We start from the raw sequence: 18393 nt of genomic DNA, 5'->3' as shown, positions 1-18393 counted from the left end.
GGCGTGAAGCGGGCGGGAATTCAGCGGGAGAACACCCACCAGGTCAGCATCGGCACCACCGAGCCAACCACCAGCAGCACGACGACCCAGGTCAGACCGTTGCCCTCCCGGGTCTCCTCAGCCGTGGGGATGTTGCTGACGGGGACGGCCACCTCGGCTTCGACGGGGTCTCCCGGATCCTCACCCCCCCGGAGCACGGTGCGCAGGCGGGTCAGGGCATCGAGACTGGCCTGGCGGTAGCGATCGCCCTCGCGCAGGGGCTGCGCCATGGTCGTCCGGGCCGTGCTCCGCAGCAGCGCCGCCGGCAGCTGTCGCTGCAGAGCCGGAGAGGCCACAATCGCCGTGGCCTTGTTCTGGGTGTCGATCAGCAGAAGCAGCTGGGACTCACCCTCACCCCCGCCGTTGCCCTCCACCGACCACCGCTCCAGCAACTGGGAACCGAGCTGGGAGAGGTCGAGGCCGTAATCGAGATGACTCACGGTGATCAGACGGGCGTCGACGCGCTCTCCGTCCAGCTCCTGCAACTGTCTGTCGAGATCAGCACGGGTGGCCCTGCTGAGCACATCCGCCGTGTCGAGCACCCGGGCGGCGGGTGGATCGGGAGGCAGATCGCTCAGCGACAGAGCATGGACCGGTGCCAGCGGCAGCAGCAGAGTCAGCAGAACCGCGAGCATCCACGCGAAGGGAACACCCGCACGGCCCAACGACGGGGGTGGCGGCAGGGAGGGTCGGAGGCTGGGTTGCGGCGGGGAGACAGTCTTCACGGCGCCTGGGCGTTCTGGGGCCAGTCTGCCTTCAGCCGGCCAGGCTGTCGCGGTTGAGGACGCGGATCACCTCGAGAATCTGGCGCGAGCGCTCGGCGGGGAGAGTCATCTGGGCGGCCATGCTCTCGAGCATCGTCAGCTCCTCCTGCTGCACGAGGCGATCGCATTGCACGAGATGGGCGGCGATCGCCAGACCCGTCTCCTGCTGCTCGGCGGTCAGGAGGGGAAGGGCCTCGGCCAGCAGACCCTGCCAGCCATCGCGTCGCAGCAATTCGAGCAGCTGGTCGAACATCGCCCCCATGGTCGCCTCGCTCAGGTTGCGGTACGGGGTGCGCGCCTCCAGCTGCTCACGCAGGGCATGGGCTTCCTCCCGTTCCAGGCTGCCGTCACAGGCCACGGCGACAAGGGCAAGGGCCGCGAAGGCCTCGGCTGGAGTCATGGGGAACGTCGATCGCCTTCCCATTGGAGCAGCGGGCGGCCGTTCCGGCATCCTGAAGCGGCTTCGAACCCGCTCATGCATGGCCCTTCCGGTCGCCGCCCGCATTCCTCTCGTCGCCGGCGCGATCGGCCTGTCGCTCAGTGTGCTGAATCAGTTCACCGCCGGCAGCGTCGAGCCGGCCCTGGAACGCGCCGGGGTGCTTGCCAGCATCCTTGCGGTGGTCCTGATGCTGGTCGGTCTGCTCTGGACGCGGATCGCGCCGGAGCCGGCGGAGCGTGCCCCGCTCCAGGGGGTGGAGAGGCTGCAGCTGGCTGAGGGGCTGGACCCGTCGTTGCAGCGCGAACTGGCCTGGGGCAGTGCCCTGCTGCTCACCGCCACGCCCGCGGCCACACTTCTTCTGGTCTGGCGTGGTGTGGTGCTGCTGCGCCGTGGTCTCCAGCCCCTGGAGGCCGGTGACCAGGCCTTCATCGAGGGGGCGATCTGCGAACGGGCCAGGCAGAGCGGTCGGGCCATCTCGCTGGTGGACCTGCGCCTCTATCCAGGCCGGGCGGAGTTTGAAGCCCTGCTTCCCGGCCTCCCCTCGGTGGTGGTGCAGCCTCTGGAGGATGCCGGTGTTCTGGTGCTGGGTGGATGGTCGGCCCGCTGTTTCAGCCGCAGTGATCTGACCTGGCTGGAGGGCTGGACCCGCCGCCTCACAGGCGAATGGGCTCCGCAGCTGGACGCGGCCGCGAAAGCCGCGGTGGACCGGGTCGCTGGGGCACCTGGAACCGGCTGAACACCCTACCGCCCGGGCTGGTGAGCGTGATCTCGCCGGCCGGACCGAGCCGTCCCCTCAGAAACTCGCCTCGGCTGATCTGTTGGTGGGCCTGGCGTCGCAGCTCGACGCCACCATCGGCCTCGACAGCCTGGGTTCCCCAGTTCCAGCGGCATTGACGGGCCTGCAGGGCATCACCCGTCTGAAACAGCTGGCAGCCTTCAGGGATGGTGACCCATTTCTGATCCTCCTGAACCAGGAAGCTCCGACCACGGACCCGCAGCTCGCGACGACTGCCCTGGAAGGGACTGTCGCTGGTGGCCCGGCGCTCGCGCAGGTCAAGCCGCACATCCCGGGCCTGCAGGTCAGTGGCCTCGGCGGCGTCCTGAAACCGCACCGGAGCCCGCAGCCAGTACTCCTGGGTGGTGGTGTTGCCATCGAGGCTGGTGGCGGTGAGGATCTGCCTGGGCTGTTTCTCGGTCCTGCCAGGAACGCGCCGACGCGCGAGCACCGGACCGCGTGTCTGGAGGGTGCCATTCAGCGGGTACCAGTCGGCCTCGCGGACGCGGAGAACCACTTCCGGAAGGCCGCGATCGACGTCCCGGAACGGTTCGAAGCGACGGTTCCAGTGCTGCAGCCTCGGCCTGTCGCGCAGGCTGAGGCGGTTGCTGTCCAGATTGAAGCTGGCGCGGTCCGCCGTCAGCCGATTCGAGGCATCAAGGGCCTCAGGGCGACGATCGATCTCCATCAGTTTGCGCTCCGGGAACCAGCGGGCCCGTTCGGCGCGGATCAGCATCGGATTGGCGCCCAGTTGCTCGACGCGGACGCGGCCCTCGAGCAGAACGACCTCACCATCGTTGAGCACCGTGCCGCTGGTGGCCGACAGTCGGTACGCAGGTTTGCCGTTGCGGAAGATCATGCCCCGGGGCGTCTCGGCCAGGGCGACGCGGCGACGCATGTCGTAGCGGGCCTCCGGGCTGATCAGCGACCAGGTCGGCCGGCCGAGCAGATCCTGCTGGCGCAGGTCGAGGGAGCGGAACACGAAGGGGGGTGCACTGGCCTCCGGTGGGCGATTCAGAGGGGTACTGCCGCAGGCAGGGAGCAACAGCGCCAGGGCAGCGACGAGCGGCAAGCGGCGGGCTGGAGCGGCCATCACAGGGGTTGATCCAGTTCGAGCCGGAGCATCACCGGGGAGGGTTCCGGCAGCGCGCGCCCGGCGGGCAGGCCTCCCCACTGCAGGGCAGCACGCCACGGGGAGACCGCATCGCCGCCGAGAGCCCCTCCGGAGCGGCTCTCCCAGGCGGGTTCAGCGAGCTGAGAGAGCAACCGCTGCGACAGATCCGGCAGCAGCGGCGCCAGCAGCAGACCGATCCAGCGACAGGTCTCGAGCACCGCATAAAGATCGGCGGCGACGACATCCGCCTGCCCGTCCTGCTTCATCAGCTTCCAGGGAGCACGGTCATTGAGGTAACCGTTGGCCTCAATCGCCAGCTGCAGCACCGCCTCGCAGGCCCTGCGGAAGTCGACCTGATCCATCGCCTGCAGGTAGCCCTCAAGACCCGTCCGGCAGGCCTGGGCGAGCGGATGATCCCCGGCAGCGGCGTCTCCGGAAGGCGGCACGGCCTCCACGAACCACTTGCGCGCCATCGAAGCGGTGCGGTTGAGAAGGTTGCCGATCGTGTTGGCCAGATCGTTGTTGACCAGATCCTGGAAGCGCTGCTGCTGGAAGTCGCCGTCCTCGCCGAAGGGAATGTCACGCAGCAGATACCAGCGCACCGCATCGCCGCCGCACCGTTCAAGCAGCACTTCCGGATCAAGCACGTTGCCCAGCGACTTGCCCATCTTCTGGCCCTCACGGGTGAGGAAGCCATGGCCGAACACCCGCTCGGGCAGCTCAAGGCCGGCCGACAGAAGCATCGCCGGCCAGAAGACCGCATGGAACCGCAGGATGTCCTTGCCGATCACGTGCAGCTGCGCCGGCCAGCCGCGACTCGCCAGCTGATCGAGATCGACCGGCACCGAAGGGTCGAGCAGGGCGGAGAGGTAGCCGACCAGCGCGTCAAACCACACGTAGAAGGTGTGGTCGCCGTGCCCGGGCACCGGAATTCCCCAGGGCAGGCCCACCCGGGAGATCGAGAAATCCTTCAGACCACCGGCCACGAAGTTCTCCACCTCGCGGCGCCGGCTGGCCGGAGCGATGAAGCCCGGCCGGGAGACGAGGTCCTCGATCTGCTGCTGATAGCGCGACAGGCGGAAGAAGAGATTCACCTCATCGCGCCATTCCAGGGGGCGCCGATGGATCGGACACTCGGGATCGTCGGCTTCGTGCGGGTCGTCCTTGAACTCCTCGCAGGCGACGCAGTACCAGCCCTGCTGCCGCCCCTCGATCACATCGCCACTGGCTTCGACGCGGGCGAAGAACTGCTCCACCACCCGCCGGTGGTGAGGGTCGGTGGTGCGGATGAACCGGTCGTGGCTGATGCCCCAGCGCTGCCACAGATCGCGGTAGCGGTCGCTGACGCGATCGCAGTGAACCTGAGGGGTGACCCCCGCCGCCTCGGCGGTGCGCTGAATCTTGAGCCCATGCTCATCGCAGCCGGTGACCAGGATCACTTCCTCGCCGCTCAGCCGCCGGAAGCGGGCGATGGCATCGCAGGCCAGCGTGGTGTAGGTGCTGCCGAGATGGGGCCTGTCGTTGACGTAATAGAGCGGTGTGGTGAGCGTGTAGGCCATCAACGCGGGGATGGAAGGCGGGATTCGGGGGTGCTGCGCCGCCGCCAGCGCCATCGCCGCGTCCAGCCGTCAGGCCGGATCTTACCGGGGGCACCCGGCAGCGGACCCGGCAGGATCGGGGCCAACGGAACGTCCGGTCATGGCAACAGGGCAAGGCAGCCGCACGGGGTCAGGGGAGACGGTGGACGTGCTCGTGTGGGGGGGCGGCAGCGGCGGTGTCGCGGCGGCATTGCAGGCAGCTCGAAGCGGCGCGCGCACCCTGCTGCTCACACCCGGGGCCTGGCTGGGCGGGATGGTGAGTGCCGCCGGGGTGTGCTGCCCTGATGGCAATGAACTCACCACCTGGCAGACGGGCCTGTGGGGGGCGTTTCTGCGGGAGCTTGCCCGGCGGGAGCCCGAGGGTCTCGACCACAACTGGGTGAGCTGCTTCGGGTATCGGCCGGCCACCGCCGAAGCGATCCTGCAGGACTGGGTCCGGGCGCTGCCGAACCTCCAGTGGTGGCCGCACTGCCGGTTGCTGGAAGTGGAGCGGGCCGGGACGCGCATCTGCGCCGTACGGGTGGAGTGCTCAGGGGGTGGCGGCGCAGACCGTCCAGGCAGCCACCGCCGGGTGCCCTGCACCCTGGTGATCGACGGCAGCGACCGCGGCGAGCTGCTCGCCCTGGCGGGGGCGTCCCACCGCCTGGGCTGGGAGGCCCAGGAGCAATGGGGGGAGCCCAGTGCCCCCAGCCGCGAGCGGCTGGAGCGGGAGCCGTTCTTTCAGGAGCAGCCGGTGCAGTCACCCACCTGGGTGGTGATGGGCCAGCTGGCGCGCGAACGCCTGTCGGTGAATCCCGGCAGCGCTGGGCATCAGCAGGAGGGAGGCCCCTCTCCAACTGGCGCGCCCCCGCTGCCGCCGCCGTTCGAGCAGGCCTGTGAGGCCTTCGGTCTGGAGCGCACGATCACCTACGGCCGACTGCCCGGTGGGCTGGTGATGCTCAACTGGCCCCTGCACGGCAACGACTGGCACGACGGCCTGGCGCGTGCCTTCAGCGCCGATCCACAGGCCGAGGCCGCGCTGTTCGCCGAGATGCAGGCCCACAGCCTGCGCTTTGCCCGGGCTCTTGAGCAAGCCAGCGGCGGCTGGCTGCAGCGGGGGACTGGCTTCCCGGCCGAATCCGGCAGTCCGGCAGCCTGGCTGGCGGCGATGCCCTACTGGCGCGAGGGCCGGCGGCTGGTGGGCCTGCAGACCGTGATCGAACAGGACCTGCTGCCCCAGGGCCCCGGGGCTTCGATCGCGGCACTGCCGCGCGATGCCGCCGGCGCCCTGAGCGCGATCGCGGTGGGCAACTACGCCAATGACCACCACTACCCAGGAGGCGACTGGCCGCTGGCGCCCAAGAGCTGCCGCTGGGGCGGCCGCTGGAGCGGCACCCCCTTCACGATTCCGTACGGGGCGCTGGTGAGCACTGGGGTGGTCAATCTGCTGGCCGCCGACAAGTGCCTCAGCGTCAGCCACATGGCCAACGGCGCCACCCGCCTGCAGCCGCTGGTGCTGAACATCGGCCAGGTGGCCGGCTTGGCGGCGGCGCTGTGCGTGCGCCTGGGGCTCGATCCGGGGGAGCTGCCTGTGCGCCAGCTGCAGGAAGCGTTGATCGCGGACCGGCAGGCTCCCGCCGGGCCGCTGCCGCTCTGGGACACCCCCTGGCACCACCCCGCCTGGGCGGAGCGGCAACGTCAGGCCCTCGATGACCCCGCCCGCCTCGACCGGCAGGGACACCTGGCGGCCGGCCCCGGGGGAGTGCTGAATCCCCACCAGGTTCCGGCGGAGCCCGGCGAACGGCTGTGGCAGGGAGAACTGGAACCCGACGGCGAGGGCGGCTACCGCCTGGTGGTGGGCGGACGGCCCTGGCCGGTGATCACCCTGGAACCAGCGCTGCATCACTGGCTGCAGCAGCAGGACCGCCCCGCCCCCGTGGCCCTGATCGGCTGCGCCAATCCCTGGGGTCCCTGGCTGCGGGTCAGTCGGCTGGCGTGAAGCGAAGCGTCAGGTGGTGGCCTGCAGCCGCAGCTGGTCGCGCAGCGAATCCACCAGCAGAACCCGCACCCGCAGCGCCGTGCCCGGCTCGCAGCCGGCCGGCGCGGTGGCGGGCAGCTCAAGGCACAGGTCGTCGAGGTGCACCAGCGCCAGCTGATCCTGGGGCCGCAGCCAGCGGAGGAACCGAGCGGCCCAGCTGGGCTGATGGTTCTGCTCGAACCACACCTGCTGCCAGTGGCGCTGATCGTCGCGGCTGATGCGGATGCCCTCCCGCAGCGGACCCTCGATCTGCTCGAGCAGGGCCGCCATGGCGGCGGCATCGAGGGGCGGGCGACCGCTGAGATGGGCCTCCAGCTGTCGCTGCACCAGAAGATCGCCGTAACGACGGATCGGTGAGGTGGCCTGCACGTAGGCGTCGAGTCCGAGGCTGAAGTGGGCCGCTGGCGTCACCCCCATGTGGCCGCGGCTGAGGCAGCGCTTGAGCGCCGCGTGACGAACGGGCCCCGGCTCCAGCAGCGCCAGCTCCTCGGCAGCGGGCAGCCCTGCCGCTGGCTGGCTGCGATAGGGCAGAGCCAGTCCATGCTGACGGCCGAGTTCGGCAACCACCGCACCCACCAGGATCATCGCCTCGGCCACCAGCGCCCGGGCCGCCGTGGGTTCGCTGATCGCGAGCTCGGCATCCTCGCCATGGCTGTGGATGCGGCCCTCCGGCTGATCGAGGCAGAGGGCGCCGCGCCGCAGACGCCACTGACGACGGCGCTCCAGCAGGCGGTGCAGCAGGGCCGGCGCGGGCTCCTGGGGCGGTGCCAGCTCGATCAGTTCATCCGCATCGGCGTAGCTCAGCCGATAGGCAGGCCGAATCCAGCTGCGCACCAGGCGCTGACTGTGCAGCTCACCCTGGTCGTCGAGCTCGAGCCGGAGGCTCCAGGCGGCACTGCGCCGGCCCTGCCGGAGGCTGAACACGCCGTTGGCGAGCCGCGGCGGGAACATCGGCAGGGTGCCGCGCGCCAGATAGAGGCTGCTGGCGCGGCGGCGCGCCTCCAGATCGAGCGGAGAGTCCGGCTGGATGAGGCGACCGGGATCGGCGATGTGAATCCAGAGAGCGTGACGGCCATCCGCCAGCTCCTCGAGGCCGAGGGCGTCATCGATGTCGAGCGTGTCCTCGTCGTCGATGGTGAAGCAATGGAGCGCAGTGAGATCAAGCCGATCGGCATCGCCCGGTTGAGGATCTTCGGCGGCTGCCTCAAGCTGCGCCGCCTCCCGCTCCAGCTCCGGGCTGAACCCGAGAGCCCAGGTCGTGTCCTCCAGAGCGGGCAGATGGTGCCGCTCCCACTGGCCGAGATCCACCAGAAGGTGCCGGATCGCGCCCGGTTCCTGTGGGCAGTGGGCGCGGTGCAGCACCGGCACCAACGCAGCGGGCAGTGGTAGCTGACAGTCCCCCGCTGCCCACTGGCGCAGAAGCGTCAACTGAGCGCGGGCCTCGGCATCAAGGCGGGTGACATCCAGCGGCTGACGGGCGATGAGCGCCTGCTGCCAGGCCCGCCGCCGCGTGTCACTGAGCTGCTGGCGATGGCGCTGGCGGCGGCGCTGGCGGATCTCTTCGGGGGGACGGGGCTCGGCCCGTTGCTGACGCCAGCGGAACCAATCCTGCTCGCCCTGCAGCCAGAGCCAGAGAGCGGCCCGCAGGGCGGGCTCGGCGCCATCACCGAGCAGATCGGCGAGCTCGGCCAGTTCCAGGCAGGGAGCGCTGCCGGCGGAATCGGGGCTCTCGCGCAGCAGCAGCCAGGCGGCGGCCAGTTCCCGCTTCGCCGGCAGGGCCTTCGCGACAGACTCCCGCTGCAGGGACCAGGGAGGCGAAGCAGGGTCAACGGGGACCGCGGCCGCGGCATCGGGCAGTGCGGCGATCAGCTCAAGATCCCGTAGGGGCGCGGTGGCGCGACGCCCCTCCCAGCCGATGCGAAGGGCGATCTTGCCGGATCGCACGTCCTCCACCACGGCAAGAAGGGCCCCCCGGGATTCGAGGAGCCCGACCAGATCACCGGGATGCAGGCTGGAGCGCCGGGGCAGCGGACTGCGGGACGGCGGCAAGTTCAGCCTTCGGGGTTCACGAAGGGAAGCAGGGCCACAATGCGGGCACGCTTGACCGCGTTGGTGAGGTCACGCTGCTGCTTGGCGGTGAGGCCGGTGAGACGGCGGGGCAGGATCTTGCCGCGCTCGGTGATGAACTTCTTGAGCAGATCGACATCCTTGTAGTCGATCGGGTCGCCGGGCTTGATCGGCGACAGGCGCTTCTTGAAGAAGGAGCTGGACATGGCAGGGAGAGAACGGTGGAACGAAGGCGACAGTCAGGACTGGAGCGGGGAAGGGCGGCACAAAGCCGACAACCTCACTTGATCTCCTTGTGGGTCGTGGAACTGTTGCAGTGGGGGCAGAACTTCTTCAGCTCCAGCCGTTCAGTGGTGTTGCGGCGATTCTTCTGGGTGGTGTAGCGAGACACACCCGCAGATCGCTTGGCGGGGTTGGACCGGCATTCGGTGCACTCGAGAGTGATCACGATCCGGACGCCCTTGTTCTTGGCCATGGTGGGAAGGACGTTGCGCCGCGTGCGCGAAACGAGGTTGAACGAGCACCATACCTCCCCGACTGTCCCACCCAGCCAGGGGCCGGCGCGGGACCGCTGCCTAGGATCCGGCCTACTTATTTGATTGGTTCGATGCGGGTCTCGCTCCAGTGGCTGCAGGAGCTGGTGCAGGTGGAGCCAGATCAGCTCGAGCCCTCCCAGCTGGCGGAGAGGCTCTCGATCGCGGGCTTCGAAGTCGAGGAGATCGAGGATCTCTCCGCCCTGGCCCGGGGCGTCGTCGTCGGCTACGTCGAGCAGCGTGACCCCCACCCGGACGCCGACAAGCTGAGCGTCTGCCAGGTGCGGGTGGCGGATGGAGAGACGCTGCAGATCGTCTGCGGCGCGGCCAATGTCCGGGCCGGCATCCATGTGCCCGTGGCACTGGTGGGCAGCACCCTCCCCGCAGTGGGTCTGACGATCAAGTCGGCCGAGCTGCGAGGTGTCGCCAGCAGCGGAATGATCTGCTCGCTCAAGGAACTCGGCCTGGCCGACAGCAGCGACGGAATCGCCATCCTCGACGAGCTTCTGCCGGCGCTTCCATCGATCGGTGAGCCGGTGGGTCCGGCCCTCGGCCTGGAGGATCAGGTGCTGGAGCTGGCGATCACCGCCAACCGTCCAGATGGCTTGTCGATGCGCGGCATCGCCCGGGAGGTGGCGGCCCTCTGCGGTGGCCACACCCGCTTCAACCCGGTTCCGGAGGCGGCGCCGCTCCAGCCGCTGGCTGCCGCCGCCACGGACCTGGCCCGCATGGAAGAGGGAGGACTGTTCAGCCTCACGGCCCTGGAGGGGGTGCAGGTGGGGCCTTCTCCGGCCTGGCTGCAGCAGCGCCTGCAACGGGCCGGAGTGCGTCCGATCAACAACGTGGTGGACATCACCAACCTGGTGATGCTTGAGACCGGCCAACCCCTGCATGCCTTCGACCGGGACGCCCTGGCCCGTGGTGCCGGCGGCACGGCCGATCCAGGCCGGGTGGGCCTGCGGAGCGGACGGCCCGGCGAACGGCTCCTCACCCTCGATGGCGAGGAGCGTTTGCTGGGAGAGGACGCCCTGGTGGTCACCCATGCCGATCGCCCGATCGCCCTGGCCGGTGTGATGGGTGGGATGGAGGAGGCCGTTAGCGAGACGACAACAGCGATCTGGCTGGAGGCAGCCGTCTTCCCCTCGCAGGCGGTGCGCCGCTCCGCCCGCAGCGTCGGCCTGCGCAGCGAGGCCAGCAGCCGCTTCGAGAAGGGTCTGCCCAGCCAGGTCACCCTGGCGGCCTCCGACCGGGCCGTGGCGCTCCTGAAGGAGCTGGCCGGCGCGTCGGTGGTGGGCCGCTGGTGCCACCGACGGCCTGAGGGCCCGGCGGAGGCCCTGGAACTGCGGCGCGATGCCCTGCACAACCTGCTGGGTCCGGTGCAGAGCGACGGCGAGGAGCAGGATCTGCCCGATGCGCGGATTGAAGCGACTCTGGAGGCCCTCGGCTGCACCCTGAAAGGCTCGGAGGAGGGCTGGCTGGTGCAGGTGCCGCCCGAGCGGGCCGTCGACCTGCGCCGCGAGGTGGATCTGATCGAGGAGGTGGCGCGGCTGGTGGGCTACGACCGCTTCTCGGCCCATCTGCCCGATCCGCTCGAGCCGGGTGGTCTGACCCCCGAACAACAGGCCGAGCGGCGGCTGCGCCGGGCCCTGACGGCGGCGGGCCTGCAGGAATGCTGCTCCCTGACGCTGGTGGAGGCCGGCGAGGGGCGGGTCCCTCTTGCCAACCCACTGCTCGCCGACTACGGCCACCTGCGCGACACCCTCCATGGAGAGCTGCTGCAGGCGGCCCGTCGCAATCTGCAGGCCTCCCAGGTCGGGTTCTGGGGCTTCGAGATCGGCCAGGTGTTCCATCCCACGAACGATCTGCCCCGCGAGGAGAGCCTGCTGGTGGGGGTGATCGCCGGCGAACGGCGCTCCGAGCTCTGGAGCAGCAGCGGCAAGCCCCGCTGCCCCGACTATTACGAGGCCCGTGGTGTGCTGCAGGCCGGCCTGGCGCCGCTGCAGCTTCCACTGGAAGACCGTCCGGGGGATGGCAGCCTCGGGGAGCCTGGCCTGCTGCACCCGGGGCGCTGCGCCCAGCTGGTGGTGGAGGGCCGGCCGGCCGGCTGGTTCGGCCAGCTGCATCCCTCGCGGGCCGAGGCACTGGATCTTCCCGATGCCACCTATCTGTTCAGCCTGTCGCTGCAGCCTGTGCTGAGCGCCGCCACGCGCCGCAACCGCTGGCAGCCGGCCTTCCGGCCGTTCGCCACGGTGCCCGCTTCGGAGCGCGACCTGGCCCTGGTGGTGCCCGAAGACACCACGGCATCGGCACTCCTTCAGGCGATCCGGAAAGCAGGCAAACCGCTGCTGGAGCAGGTGGAGCTCGTCGACCGCTACAGCGGCAGCCAGGTGGAATCGGGAAGCTGCAGCCAGGCCTTCCGCCTCCGCTACCGCGATGAGCGCCGCACCCTCACCGATGAGGAGGTGCAGAAGGTTCACGACAAGGTGCGCGCCAGCCTGGAGAAACAGTTCGGCGCCAGGCTGCGCAGCTGATGGCCGGCCCCTGAGGCGTGTGCACCCTGGAGGGCCCTCTCAGGTGGCCCGTTCCAGCCGAGCCAGCGTCTCGACGTGGGTGGTGTTGGGGAAGAAGTCCACGGGCTGCACCGAGCTCAGGCGATAGCCACCTGTGCAGAGCTGTCGCAGATCGCGGGCCAGGGTGGCGGGATCGCAGCTGAGATACAGCAGCTGCGGTGGCGGGCAGGCGGCGATCGCGGCCAGCACGCGGGGATCGAGTCCCTTGCGGGGAGGATCGAGCAGCAGGGCCTGGGTATGCGGCAGCACGGGCTCGAGGGCCTGAACCACATCGGCCGTCTGAAAGCGGCAGCGTTCCGAGAGGCCGTTGAGCAGGGCGTTGCGTTCGGCCAGCGCCACGGCGCCGGGATGCTGCTCGAGGCCGAGCACCTGCCAGCCCAGCCGCGCCAACGGCAGGGAATAGGTGCCGATGCCGCAGTAGGCATCCACCAGCAGACCGCGCGGCGAGGCCAGGGCGGCCTCCAGCAACGGCACCAGTCGCTCCGCCTGGCTGGTGTGCACCTGAAAGAAGGTGTCGCCGTTGATCTGCAGAACCAGGTCCGCAAACCGCTCGTGCAGCCAGTCACGGCCGGCCAGGGTGTGGGTCTGGGGACCAAAGAGAAGGTTGGTGGGCCTGGGCTGCAGGTTGAGAGTCACTCCCACCAGGTCGGACCAGCGGGCCATCCAGGCCTGGGCCTGGTCCTCCAGGCCATCGAGGTCGCCGTGGCTGGCGATCAGAGTGATCAGCAGCTCGCCGGTGTGATGACCGACCCGCAGGGCCAGATGGCGCAGTCCGCCCCCTTCACTGCCGTGCCGGTCCACCGGCCAGTCGGTGGCCTCGAGGTCCGCCTTGAGCGGCGCGATCAGCACGTCGAGACGCGGGTCGAGCACCGGACAGCGGTTCATGTTGACGATCTGATGGGAGCCGCGGCGGTAGAAGCCCGCGCGCAGGCGCCCATCCGCGGAGCGCTCCAGCGGAATGATCGCCCGGTTGCGGTAGCCGAGCTCCGCGGGGGCGGTGAGCAGCGGCTCCAGCGGCACATCCAGTCCGCCGATGCGCAGCAGCGTCTGGTGCACCAGCTCCTGCTTCCACTGCTGCTGCCCCCGGGGACTGAACGGCTGCAGGCTGCAGCCACCGCAGTGGTCCGCCAGGATGCAGGGAGGCCGGCGGCGCTCCGGGGAGGGCTGCAGCAACCGCAGCAGCTGGGCGCTGATCTGACCGCGTCGGCGCGGCAACAGGCGCACCTCGGCGCGATCGCCGGGAAGACAGCCGTCCACGAACAACACCTGAGTGCCGTGGCGGGCGATGCCCCGTCCCTGACGGTCGAGATCGGTGACCTGCACCTCCACCGCCGCCGCCTGCTCCTGGTCCATGACGCCGCCCCGATCCCTCTGGCCTGACCCTATCGGTGCGCGTGCAAACGGGCGTTACACCTTCGACGTCAGGTCGGGCCTGGTCGGTTGCGCTCGATAGAATGCGCCGGTCTGTGGTCGCTGCCATGAGCGTCGTTCGCGATCTGATCCTCCAGGCTGATGATCAGCTCCGCTATCCCACCGGTGGCGAGCTGCGCTCGATGGTGGACTTCCTGGGAGGAGGAAATCGCCGCCTGAGCGTGATCCGCGTCCTCACGCAGAACGAGAAGAAGATCGTCAACGAAGCCGCCAAGCAGCTGTTCACGCGCAAGCCTGAATATGTCGCTCCCGGTGGCAATGCCTTCGGTCAGAAGCAGCGAGCCCAGTGCCTGCGCGACTACAGCTGGTACCTGCGCCTGGTGACCTATGGCGTGCTCGCCGGCAGCACCGAGATGATCCAGCAGATCGGACTGGTGGGTGCCCGCGAGATGTACAACAGCCTTGGTGTGCCGATGCCCGGCATGGTGGAGGCCATGCGCACGCTCAAGGAGGCGGCTCTCGATCTTCTCAATGGCGAGGATGCTGCCCTGGCTGCGCCCTATTTCGACTTCCTGATCCAGGGGATGCAGACCACCACCTGAGCCCCTGTGCCGAACGGGAGCCTGAAGCCGGCCGTCGCGCTCAGACTCAGTCGATCAGATCCGTGAGCCATCACGATGCGGCGGTCCCCGGGGGGCCGCTTTTTTTGTTTGTCGCGTGCGTCTTGCGCCAAGGGATGGCAGCGACCCGTGGATCAGCACGGCCTGAAACAACGAGGAATCCCCTGCGCGACTCAGGTGTCGCACCATGGTCTCGGCGCAGGTCTTGCGTCGGTACCTAGCCAGGACTCTCGGGAAAGACCGCGACGGCCAAGCAGCAGCAGCCACGAGAGGCTCTCTTGAGTCTCAGCCAGATCCCATTTCGCTTCTAGCCTCGCGATACAGGCAAGACAGACGAGAAGACTCGTCCCTGGAGCGACCCGCCGCAGGGGTGCCGAGCCGAGTGCCTCCCGTGCGCCATGTCATGGCACCGCTGCCATGAGCGAAAGGGGCAGCATCCAGCGACCAACGCGCGATCCATTTGGCGCCCTGGAGCAGACCAGTCAGATGCCTCTCCTGCACTCTGATGATCCGAACGGTCTCAGAGCGGGAGGGCGTGCAGTCGGTCGAGCATCGGCCGAGGACACCGGCGAGGGCGTAAAAGCATGATGCAGGAGTCTCGCAATAGTCTTGTCACAGGTCTTGGTCTGGGACGCATGCAGGACTTGCGCGACAGACCGACATGACCTGAACGGCTGATCAGCAATGGCAAGACTCGGGCTGAGCCCTTTGCGCACCACCGGCACGGGAGGACCCGCTCAGGAGTGATCCCTGATCGCCAGATTCTTCTCCCCGAAGGCGATCCAGACTGATGAACGGCCATCGGATGTCCGGAGCACGCGTTGCCTGTTCCATGGCAGCGACCCAAGGATGCCGAATCACGACCGACAGGCCCGTCCCAGAAAGCTAACACCCTGCGTACCTGTGTCTGAAGCAGGTACGCAGAGAGTCAGAGACGTCTGCCTGAAAGGGGTTTCGTGATTGGCCAGAGTTGGCCATGGCCACACCAGGTATCCCGACGGCTCAGCCCGCAGCCGGAACCCGCGCGTTCTGAGCCCGGGAACGCAGGGAACCGGCAAGACCAGACGCTCAGATGAAAATCGCAGAAAATCAGGGTCTTGATCGTCGCACCTGTGTCCGGTGCTCAGTCCAGGCAGCGATCCCGGACGAGACAGCTCGGACCCGTCATGGAGCAGGCAGGGCTGCCGCTTCGGAAAGCCTCGCCGAGCTCGGACGGACAGCAGGGCGCCTCCCTGAACGGCACCACAATCGAGCGCGCACGACGGAACCGTGCCGCTCGGGGCGTGAACCCATCGCACGGGAAGCGATCACCCTCCCGCGCAATTCCGGGTGATGCCCCAGGGAGGTGCGGCCATCCCATGCCCGTGCAGGAACCACCCCAGATGGATCAATCTCACGGAGACCAGGCGAGCCTGATCCCGGGACTCATGGAGAGACCCGATCGGGACCCACGGCACTCGACATGGCTACCTGGTCGAGGGGCCTTGGTCCGGTCGAGTCGAGAGCGGTCTCGAGCTCTCAGCCGTCCCAGGCAAGACGCATCATGCGTCTATCAACAAGGCCTGCCCGAGACAGGCGAGTCAGCGACTCTGGGCGTTGCTGTGCTTCCGGTAGAGCTCCTTGAGCAGCTGGTAGGCCTCGTTGATGCGGCGCATCGCCTCGGCAGAGCCGCCGGCGTCGGGATGGTGACTCAGAGCCATCTCCCGGTACGCCTCGCGGATCTGTCCCAGGGTGAGGCTCTGGCCGAGATGGGTCGGGAGCTGCAGCAGCTTCAGGGCTCCCTGCAGCGTCATCGTGTGCTCCAGGGTCTGGAAGGAGGTGCCGCGGCTGCGGCGCCGGAAGCGTTGCACGAAGCGACGGATCAGCGTCGGCAACCGCAGGGCCAGAGTCGAGGCGCTGTAGGGATCCTCGAGCACCCCGGCCACCACCATCACCCGCTCGAAGCTGGGTGGGCTGTCGGTCCAGGAGGGAGCGACATCGCGCATCACCTGACAGGCGGCACTCCAGGTGAACAGGCGACCGTCGCTCTGATCGGAATGGGGCCAGATGTCATGGGCGAGCCAGATCATGGCGTTCTCCAGCACCGTGGAACTGGGTGCATGGCCATAGAGATGGCTCCAGTGGTCGCGTGCCTCGACAAGCGCCTGCTCGATTTCCTCGGCCGACAGGCGCAACGGCGGAACCGGAGCGGTGCCTGAATCCGGGATGGGTGTGCGCAGCCCCCGCTTGATCTCGCGGGCCCGGCGCTGGACGAAACCCGGCAGATCGATCCCCCCACGCCGGGTGGCGTCGCTGCGCTCGCCGGCGGCGGATCCCTCCGGTTCCACCTCCACCGGCTCCAGCTCTCCTCGTCCGATCAGAACGAGAGCCACCTGGTCATCCAGCTCCTCCGGCTCGCTGACGCCGCGGCTGGCGCTTTCGAGATCCTCGGGCAGGGCCGGCTCATCGCCATCCCCTTCGAAGATCTGCAGCAACAGCCGCTCCAGCACGGCGCCGCGATGGCGCAGTCCCCACTCGCGCCGCAGCTGCTCGATCTGCTCGATCATGGAGGTCGGCAGCTCGACACTGGTGCGCTTCCAGCTCTTGGCGACCGGCTCGTCCACGGGGATGGTTTCCTTCAGGCCGGGCTCATGGCTGCGACCAGCCCTGCATCAGGCGTCGCTGGTTCTCAACCGCCTGACGGTAGCGCTCGATCAGGGGGTCGGCACTCTGGGGTGACAGAGGGGGCGGCGCCAGGCCACCTGGAGGCGCTGGTTGCCACAGCGCCGGCGGTGGCCTGAGGGGCTGGCCGGCAGGAGCGGGACCCGCCAGGGGGGGCGGTGGGGCCAAACGGGGGGGAGGTGCGGGCATGGCAGCCGCGCCCGGCCCCGGCGCTGCAGGAAGCTGGGGGGGAGCAGCCGCGGGCGTTACCGGCGGCGGCGGTGCACTGCGCGCCAGGGCCAGCCGGCGCTCCCGCTCCTGAACCTGGGCCAGCTGGGTGGCGGTCACGACGCTGAGCAGATGGCCGGGAGTGGCATCAGCCGGATAGACCATGCTGACCCGCACCTTGTTGTCACGATCAGGCTGCAGGTTCAGCTGACCGAGGGACAGGCTCTGGCTGGAACGCAGGCCGACATGGACTTCGCGAAGCCCCTCCTCGGTCTGAATCTGGATCGACCCGCGAAAGGCGACGAAATCCCGTCCTCCGGTGGGTGACGGGTGACTCATCACCAGCTCGTAAGGGCCGTTGCCACGCAGGTTGAGGTCGATGTCGAAACGCACGCCGTAGGTGCCGACGTTGTCGAGAGAGGAATCGAGCATGCGGGTGGCGAGCGGATTGACCTGCACGTCACCGGTGCCGAATTCATGGCGATGGGTGCTGGTGAAGGGCACATGCAGAGGCCCCTGGCTGCTCAGGTCGTGGCTGATCGAGGCCTGGTAGGCATCACCCACGGCCACCCCACCGACCCGGGAAAAGATGCGGCGATTGTTGATCTCCGCGATGCGATTGAGATAGACACGACCAGGAGCCAGGCGGCCGCTGTCGAGCACCGCCAGGACATCGGCGTCACTTCGGGGGTTCTTGGCTGCCACCACGGCGATCTGAAACGGCCCATCGCTGCGGCCACGCAAGAGGGCATTGGCAATGCCGAGTGCCGGCAGAGCGGTCTGGAACAGCACCAGACGCGAACGGGGCGGGATGGTGATCTCATCGGTGAGGCGCGCATCGAGACGACCGCGCAGCATCTGCACCGCCGTGGCATCGCCGGGGCCGGTGTTCCATGGGCGCACACCGAGCGGCTTGACGCCCATCAGGTTGTTGGCGAGATAAGGGGCCTCGAAGCTGTTACGCACAGCCCCATTCGCAAAACGGATGTGAACAGGCTTGTTGCCTGGATTGATCAGAATGGCCGCAAGCGTGAGTTCAGCTCGCCGATCAGCGGGTGAAATCGACGCCCGATTGGGAGGGAAATACTTGTGGTGAAGATGCATGCCGAACTCACCATTGAAGGTGTAGGCGGCATTGCTGAGCGGCTGCCCGGTCTCTGCGGTGTAGGCGTAGCCAGGGGCGGTGCTGATCAGGATTCCCGGCCCCTCCACCTCCTCGGGCTGGTTGGAGTGCAGCACGGGCACCTTGTTGAAGGTGCCGTTCAGGGGCCTGGCCCGCTGGCCGGCCATCAGGGCCACGTAGGCATGGGCGGCCGTGGGAAGCAGGGTGGCGCTGAGAGCCACCGCCACCGCCATCAGGGACGGGACAGCAGGAGTGGGACGTACCGAATGCAAGGGCCAGCGGGTGGGAACTGTTCAGAGGGATCCACCGCCCGGGGAGGTCGGGTCAGGGCGACGGATTGGACAGGGAGGAAATGCGGCGGAGAGGAGAGGGGCTGGTGGGAGGTTCCCGACCTGGATCGTGGGTCGCCTGGAACATCGCACCGCCGGTGGCGGCAGGAAGAGGGAGGGGCGTTGGCCGACTCCCGGTGGATGCGAAGGGGTAGCTAGAACCTGC

14 protein-coding genes are annotated in these 18393 nt (G+C 68.7%); 4 read left to right on the top strand and 10 right to left on the bottom strand.

Annotated elements, in window-relative coordinates; all coding sequences use genetic code 11:
* Nucleotides 1-20: 20 nt before the first annotated feature.
* Both psb32 and H8F25_RS04070 read right to left on the bottom strand, forming a co-directional pair.
* Entirely contained in the window at nucleotides 21-674 is a 654-nt protein-coding gene (psb32, locus tag H8F25_RS04075; protein WP_197212122.1) for a photosystem II repair protein Psb32, read from the bottom strand.
* Nucleotides 675-795: 121 nt separating this feature from the next.
* Nucleotides 796-1203: a tellurite resistance TerB family protein gene (locus tag H8F25_RS04070; RefSeq protein ID WP_197212121.1), complete on the bottom strand. Its 408-nt coding sequence runs from the start codon at nucleotides 1201-1203 to the stop codon at nucleotides 796-798.
* 79 nt (nucleotides 1204-1282) lie between these two features.
* Here H8F25_RS04070 and H8F25_RS04065 point away from each other — a divergent pair, with 79 nt between their 5' ends.
* Nucleotides 1283-1978: a cofactor assembly of complex C subunit B gene (locus tag H8F25_RS04065; RefSeq protein WP_197212120.1), complete on the top strand. Its 696-nt coding sequence runs from the start codon at nucleotides 1283-1285 to the stop codon at nucleotides 1976-1978.
* Here the strand turns inward: H8F25_RS04065 and lptC are convergent.
* Together lptC and metG are read right to left on the bottom strand one after the other, a co-directional pair.
* Complete coding sequence (gene lptC, locus H8F25_RS04060) at nucleotides 1896-3110, bottom strand: LPS export ABC transporter periplasmic protein LptC (RefSeq protein WP_197212119.1); 1215 nt, start codon at nucleotides 3108-3110, stop codon at nucleotides 1896-1898. The two genes, H8F25_RS04065 and lptC, sit on opposite strands and share 83 nt — an antisense overlap.
* The gene (gene metG / locus H8F25_RS04055; RefSeq protein ID WP_197212118.1) at nucleotides 3110-4690 is read right to left on the bottom strand and encodes a methionine--tRNA ligase; all 1581 of its coding nucleotides are present in this window, start codon (nucleotides 4688-4690) and stop codon (nucleotides 3110-3112) included. Before metG ends, lptC begins: the two co-directional genes overlap by 1 nt.
* A gap of 139 nt (nucleotides 4691-4829) precedes the next feature.
* Between metG and H8F25_RS04050 the strand changes: the two genes are divergently transcribed.
* Complete coding sequence (locus H8F25_RS04050) at nucleotides 4830-6707, top strand: FAD-dependent oxidoreductase (protein ID WP_197212117.1); 1878 nt, start codon at nucleotides 4830-4832, stop codon at nucleotides 6705-6707.
* 9 nt (nucleotides 6708-6716) lie between these two features.
* Here H8F25_RS04050 and H8F25_RS04045 read toward each other — a convergent pair whose 3' ends face one another.
* From H8F25_RS04045 to rpmG, 3 genes are all read right to left on the bottom strand, one after another.
* On the bottom strand, nucleotides 6717-8795 hold the full coding sequence (locus H8F25_RS04045; protein WP_231597064.1) for a ribonuclease catalytic domain-containing protein: 2079 nt from the start codon (nucleotides 8793-8795) through the stop codon (nucleotides 6717-6719).
* Nucleotides 8796-8797: 2 nt separating this feature from the next.
* On the bottom strand, nucleotides 8798-9019 hold the full coding sequence (gene rpsR / locus H8F25_RS04040; RefSeq protein WP_006041316.1) for a 30S ribosomal protein S18: 222 nt from the start codon (nucleotides 9017-9019) through the stop codon (nucleotides 8798-8800).
* A 74-nt stretch (nucleotides 9020-9093) separates the two neighbouring features.
* Nucleotides 9094-9288 (bottom strand): 50S ribosomal protein L33, encoded by a 195-nt coding sequence (rpmG, locus tag H8F25_RS04035; RefSeq protein WP_197212116.1) that lies wholly within the window; start codon nucleotides 9286-9288, stop codon nucleotides 9094-9096.
* A gap of 132 nt (nucleotides 9289-9420) precedes the next feature.
* Here rpmG and pheT point away from each other — a divergent pair, with 132 nt between their 5' ends.
* Nucleotides 9421-11877 (top strand): phenylalanine--tRNA ligase subunit beta, encoded by a 2457-nt coding sequence (gene pheT, locus H8F25_RS04030; protein WP_197212115.1) that lies wholly within the window; start codon nucleotides 9421-9423, stop codon nucleotides 11875-11877.
* Between the two features lie 39 nt (nucleotides 11878-11916).
* On the opposite strand, the gene rlmD is transcribed toward pheT, so the two are convergent.
* Complete coding sequence (rlmD, locus tag H8F25_RS04025; RefSeq protein ID WP_197212114.1) at nucleotides 11917-13269, bottom strand: 23S rRNA (uracil(1939)-C(5))-methyltransferase RlmD; 1353 nt, start codon at nucleotides 13267-13269, stop codon at nucleotides 11917-11919.
* Nucleotides 13270-13394: 125 nt separating this feature from the next.
* On the opposite strand from rlmD, the gene apcD reads away from it, so the two are divergent.
* Nucleotides 13395-13889, top strand: a complete 495-nt coding sequence (apcD, locus tag H8F25_RS04020) for an allophycocyanin subunit alpha-B (RefSeq protein ID WP_197212113.1) — start codon at nucleotides 13395-13397, stop codon at nucleotides 13887-13889.
* A gap of 1598 nt (nucleotides 13890-15487) precedes the next feature.
* Here apcD and H8F25_RS04015 read toward each other — a convergent pair.
* A complete protein-coding gene (locus tag H8F25_RS04015; protein WP_231597063.1) occupies nucleotides 15488-16510 on the bottom strand; it encodes a J domain-containing protein in 1023 nt (340 codons plus the stop codon).
* A 25-nt stretch (nucleotides 16511-16535) separates the two neighbouring features.
* Nucleotides 16536-18131 (bottom strand): DUF3370 domain-containing protein, encoded by a 1596-nt coding sequence (locus H8F25_RS04010; RefSeq protein WP_231597313.1) that lies wholly within the window; start codon nucleotides 18129-18131, stop codon nucleotides 16536-16538.
* Nucleotides 18132-18393: the final 262 nt, after the last annotated feature.

Source organism: Synechococcus sp. CBW1004 (assembly GCF_015840715.1).
Classification (GTDB): Bacteria; Cyanobacteriota; Cyanobacteriia; order PCC-6307; family Cyanobiaceae; genus Cyanobium.
The sequence above is the reverse complement of the archived record's forward strand: the minus strand, read 5'-3'. Positions and strand labels throughout refer to the sequence as shown.

What these genes read in the sequence shown, in the direction of transcription:
- H8F25_RS04070 (WP_197212121.1), bottom strand. Translation starts at nt 1,203, where the DNA reads ATGACTCCAGCCGAGGCCTTCGCGGCCCTTGCCCTTGTCGCCGTGGCC.
- lptC (WP_197212119.1), bottom strand. Translation starts at nt 3,110, where the DNA reads ATGGCCGCTCCAGCCCGCCGCTTGCCGCTCGTCGCTGCCCTGGCGCTG.
- rpmG (WP_197212116.1), bottom strand. Translation starts at nt 9,288, where the DNA reads ATGGCCAAGAACAAGGGCGTCCGGATCGTGATCACTCTCGAGTGCACC.
- pheT (WP_197212115.1), top strand. Translation starts at nt 9,421, where the DNA reads ATGCGGGTCTCGCTCCAGTGGCTGCAGGAGCTGGTGCAGGTGGAGCCA.
- psb32 (WP_197212122.1), bottom strand. Translation starts at nt 674, where the DNA reads ATGCTCGCGGTTCTGCTGACTCTGCTGCTGCCGCTGGCACCGGTCCAT.
- H8F25_RS04065 (WP_197212120.1), top strand. Translation starts at nt 1,283, where the DNA reads ATGGCCCTTCCGGTCGCCGCCCGCATTCCTCTCGTCGCCGGCGCGATC.
- H8F25_RS04010 (WP_231597313.1), bottom strand. Translation starts at nt 18,131, where the DNA reads ATGGCGGTGGCGGTGGCTCTCAGCGCCACCCTGCTTCCCACGGCCGCC.
- rpsR (WP_006041316.1), bottom strand. Translation starts at nt 9,019, where the DNA reads ATGTCCAGCTCCTTCTTCAAGAAGCGCCTGTCGCCGATCAAGCCCGGC.
- H8F25_RS04050 (WP_197212117.1), top strand. Translation starts at nt 4,830, where the DNA reads ATGGCAACAGGGCAAGGCAGCCGCACGGGGTCAGGGGAGACGGTGGAC.
- rlmD (WP_197212114.1), bottom strand. Translation starts at nt 13,269, where the DNA reads ATGGACCAGGAGCAGGCGGCGGCGGTGGAGGTGCAGGTCACCGATCTC.
- metG (WP_197212118.1), bottom strand. Translation starts at nt 4,690, where the DNA reads ATGGCCTACACGCTCACCACACCGCTCTATTACGTCAACGACAGGCCC.
- apcD (WP_197212113.1), top strand. Translation starts at nt 13,395, where the DNA reads ATGAGCGTCGTTCGCGATCTGATCCTCCAGGCTGATGATCAGCTCCGC.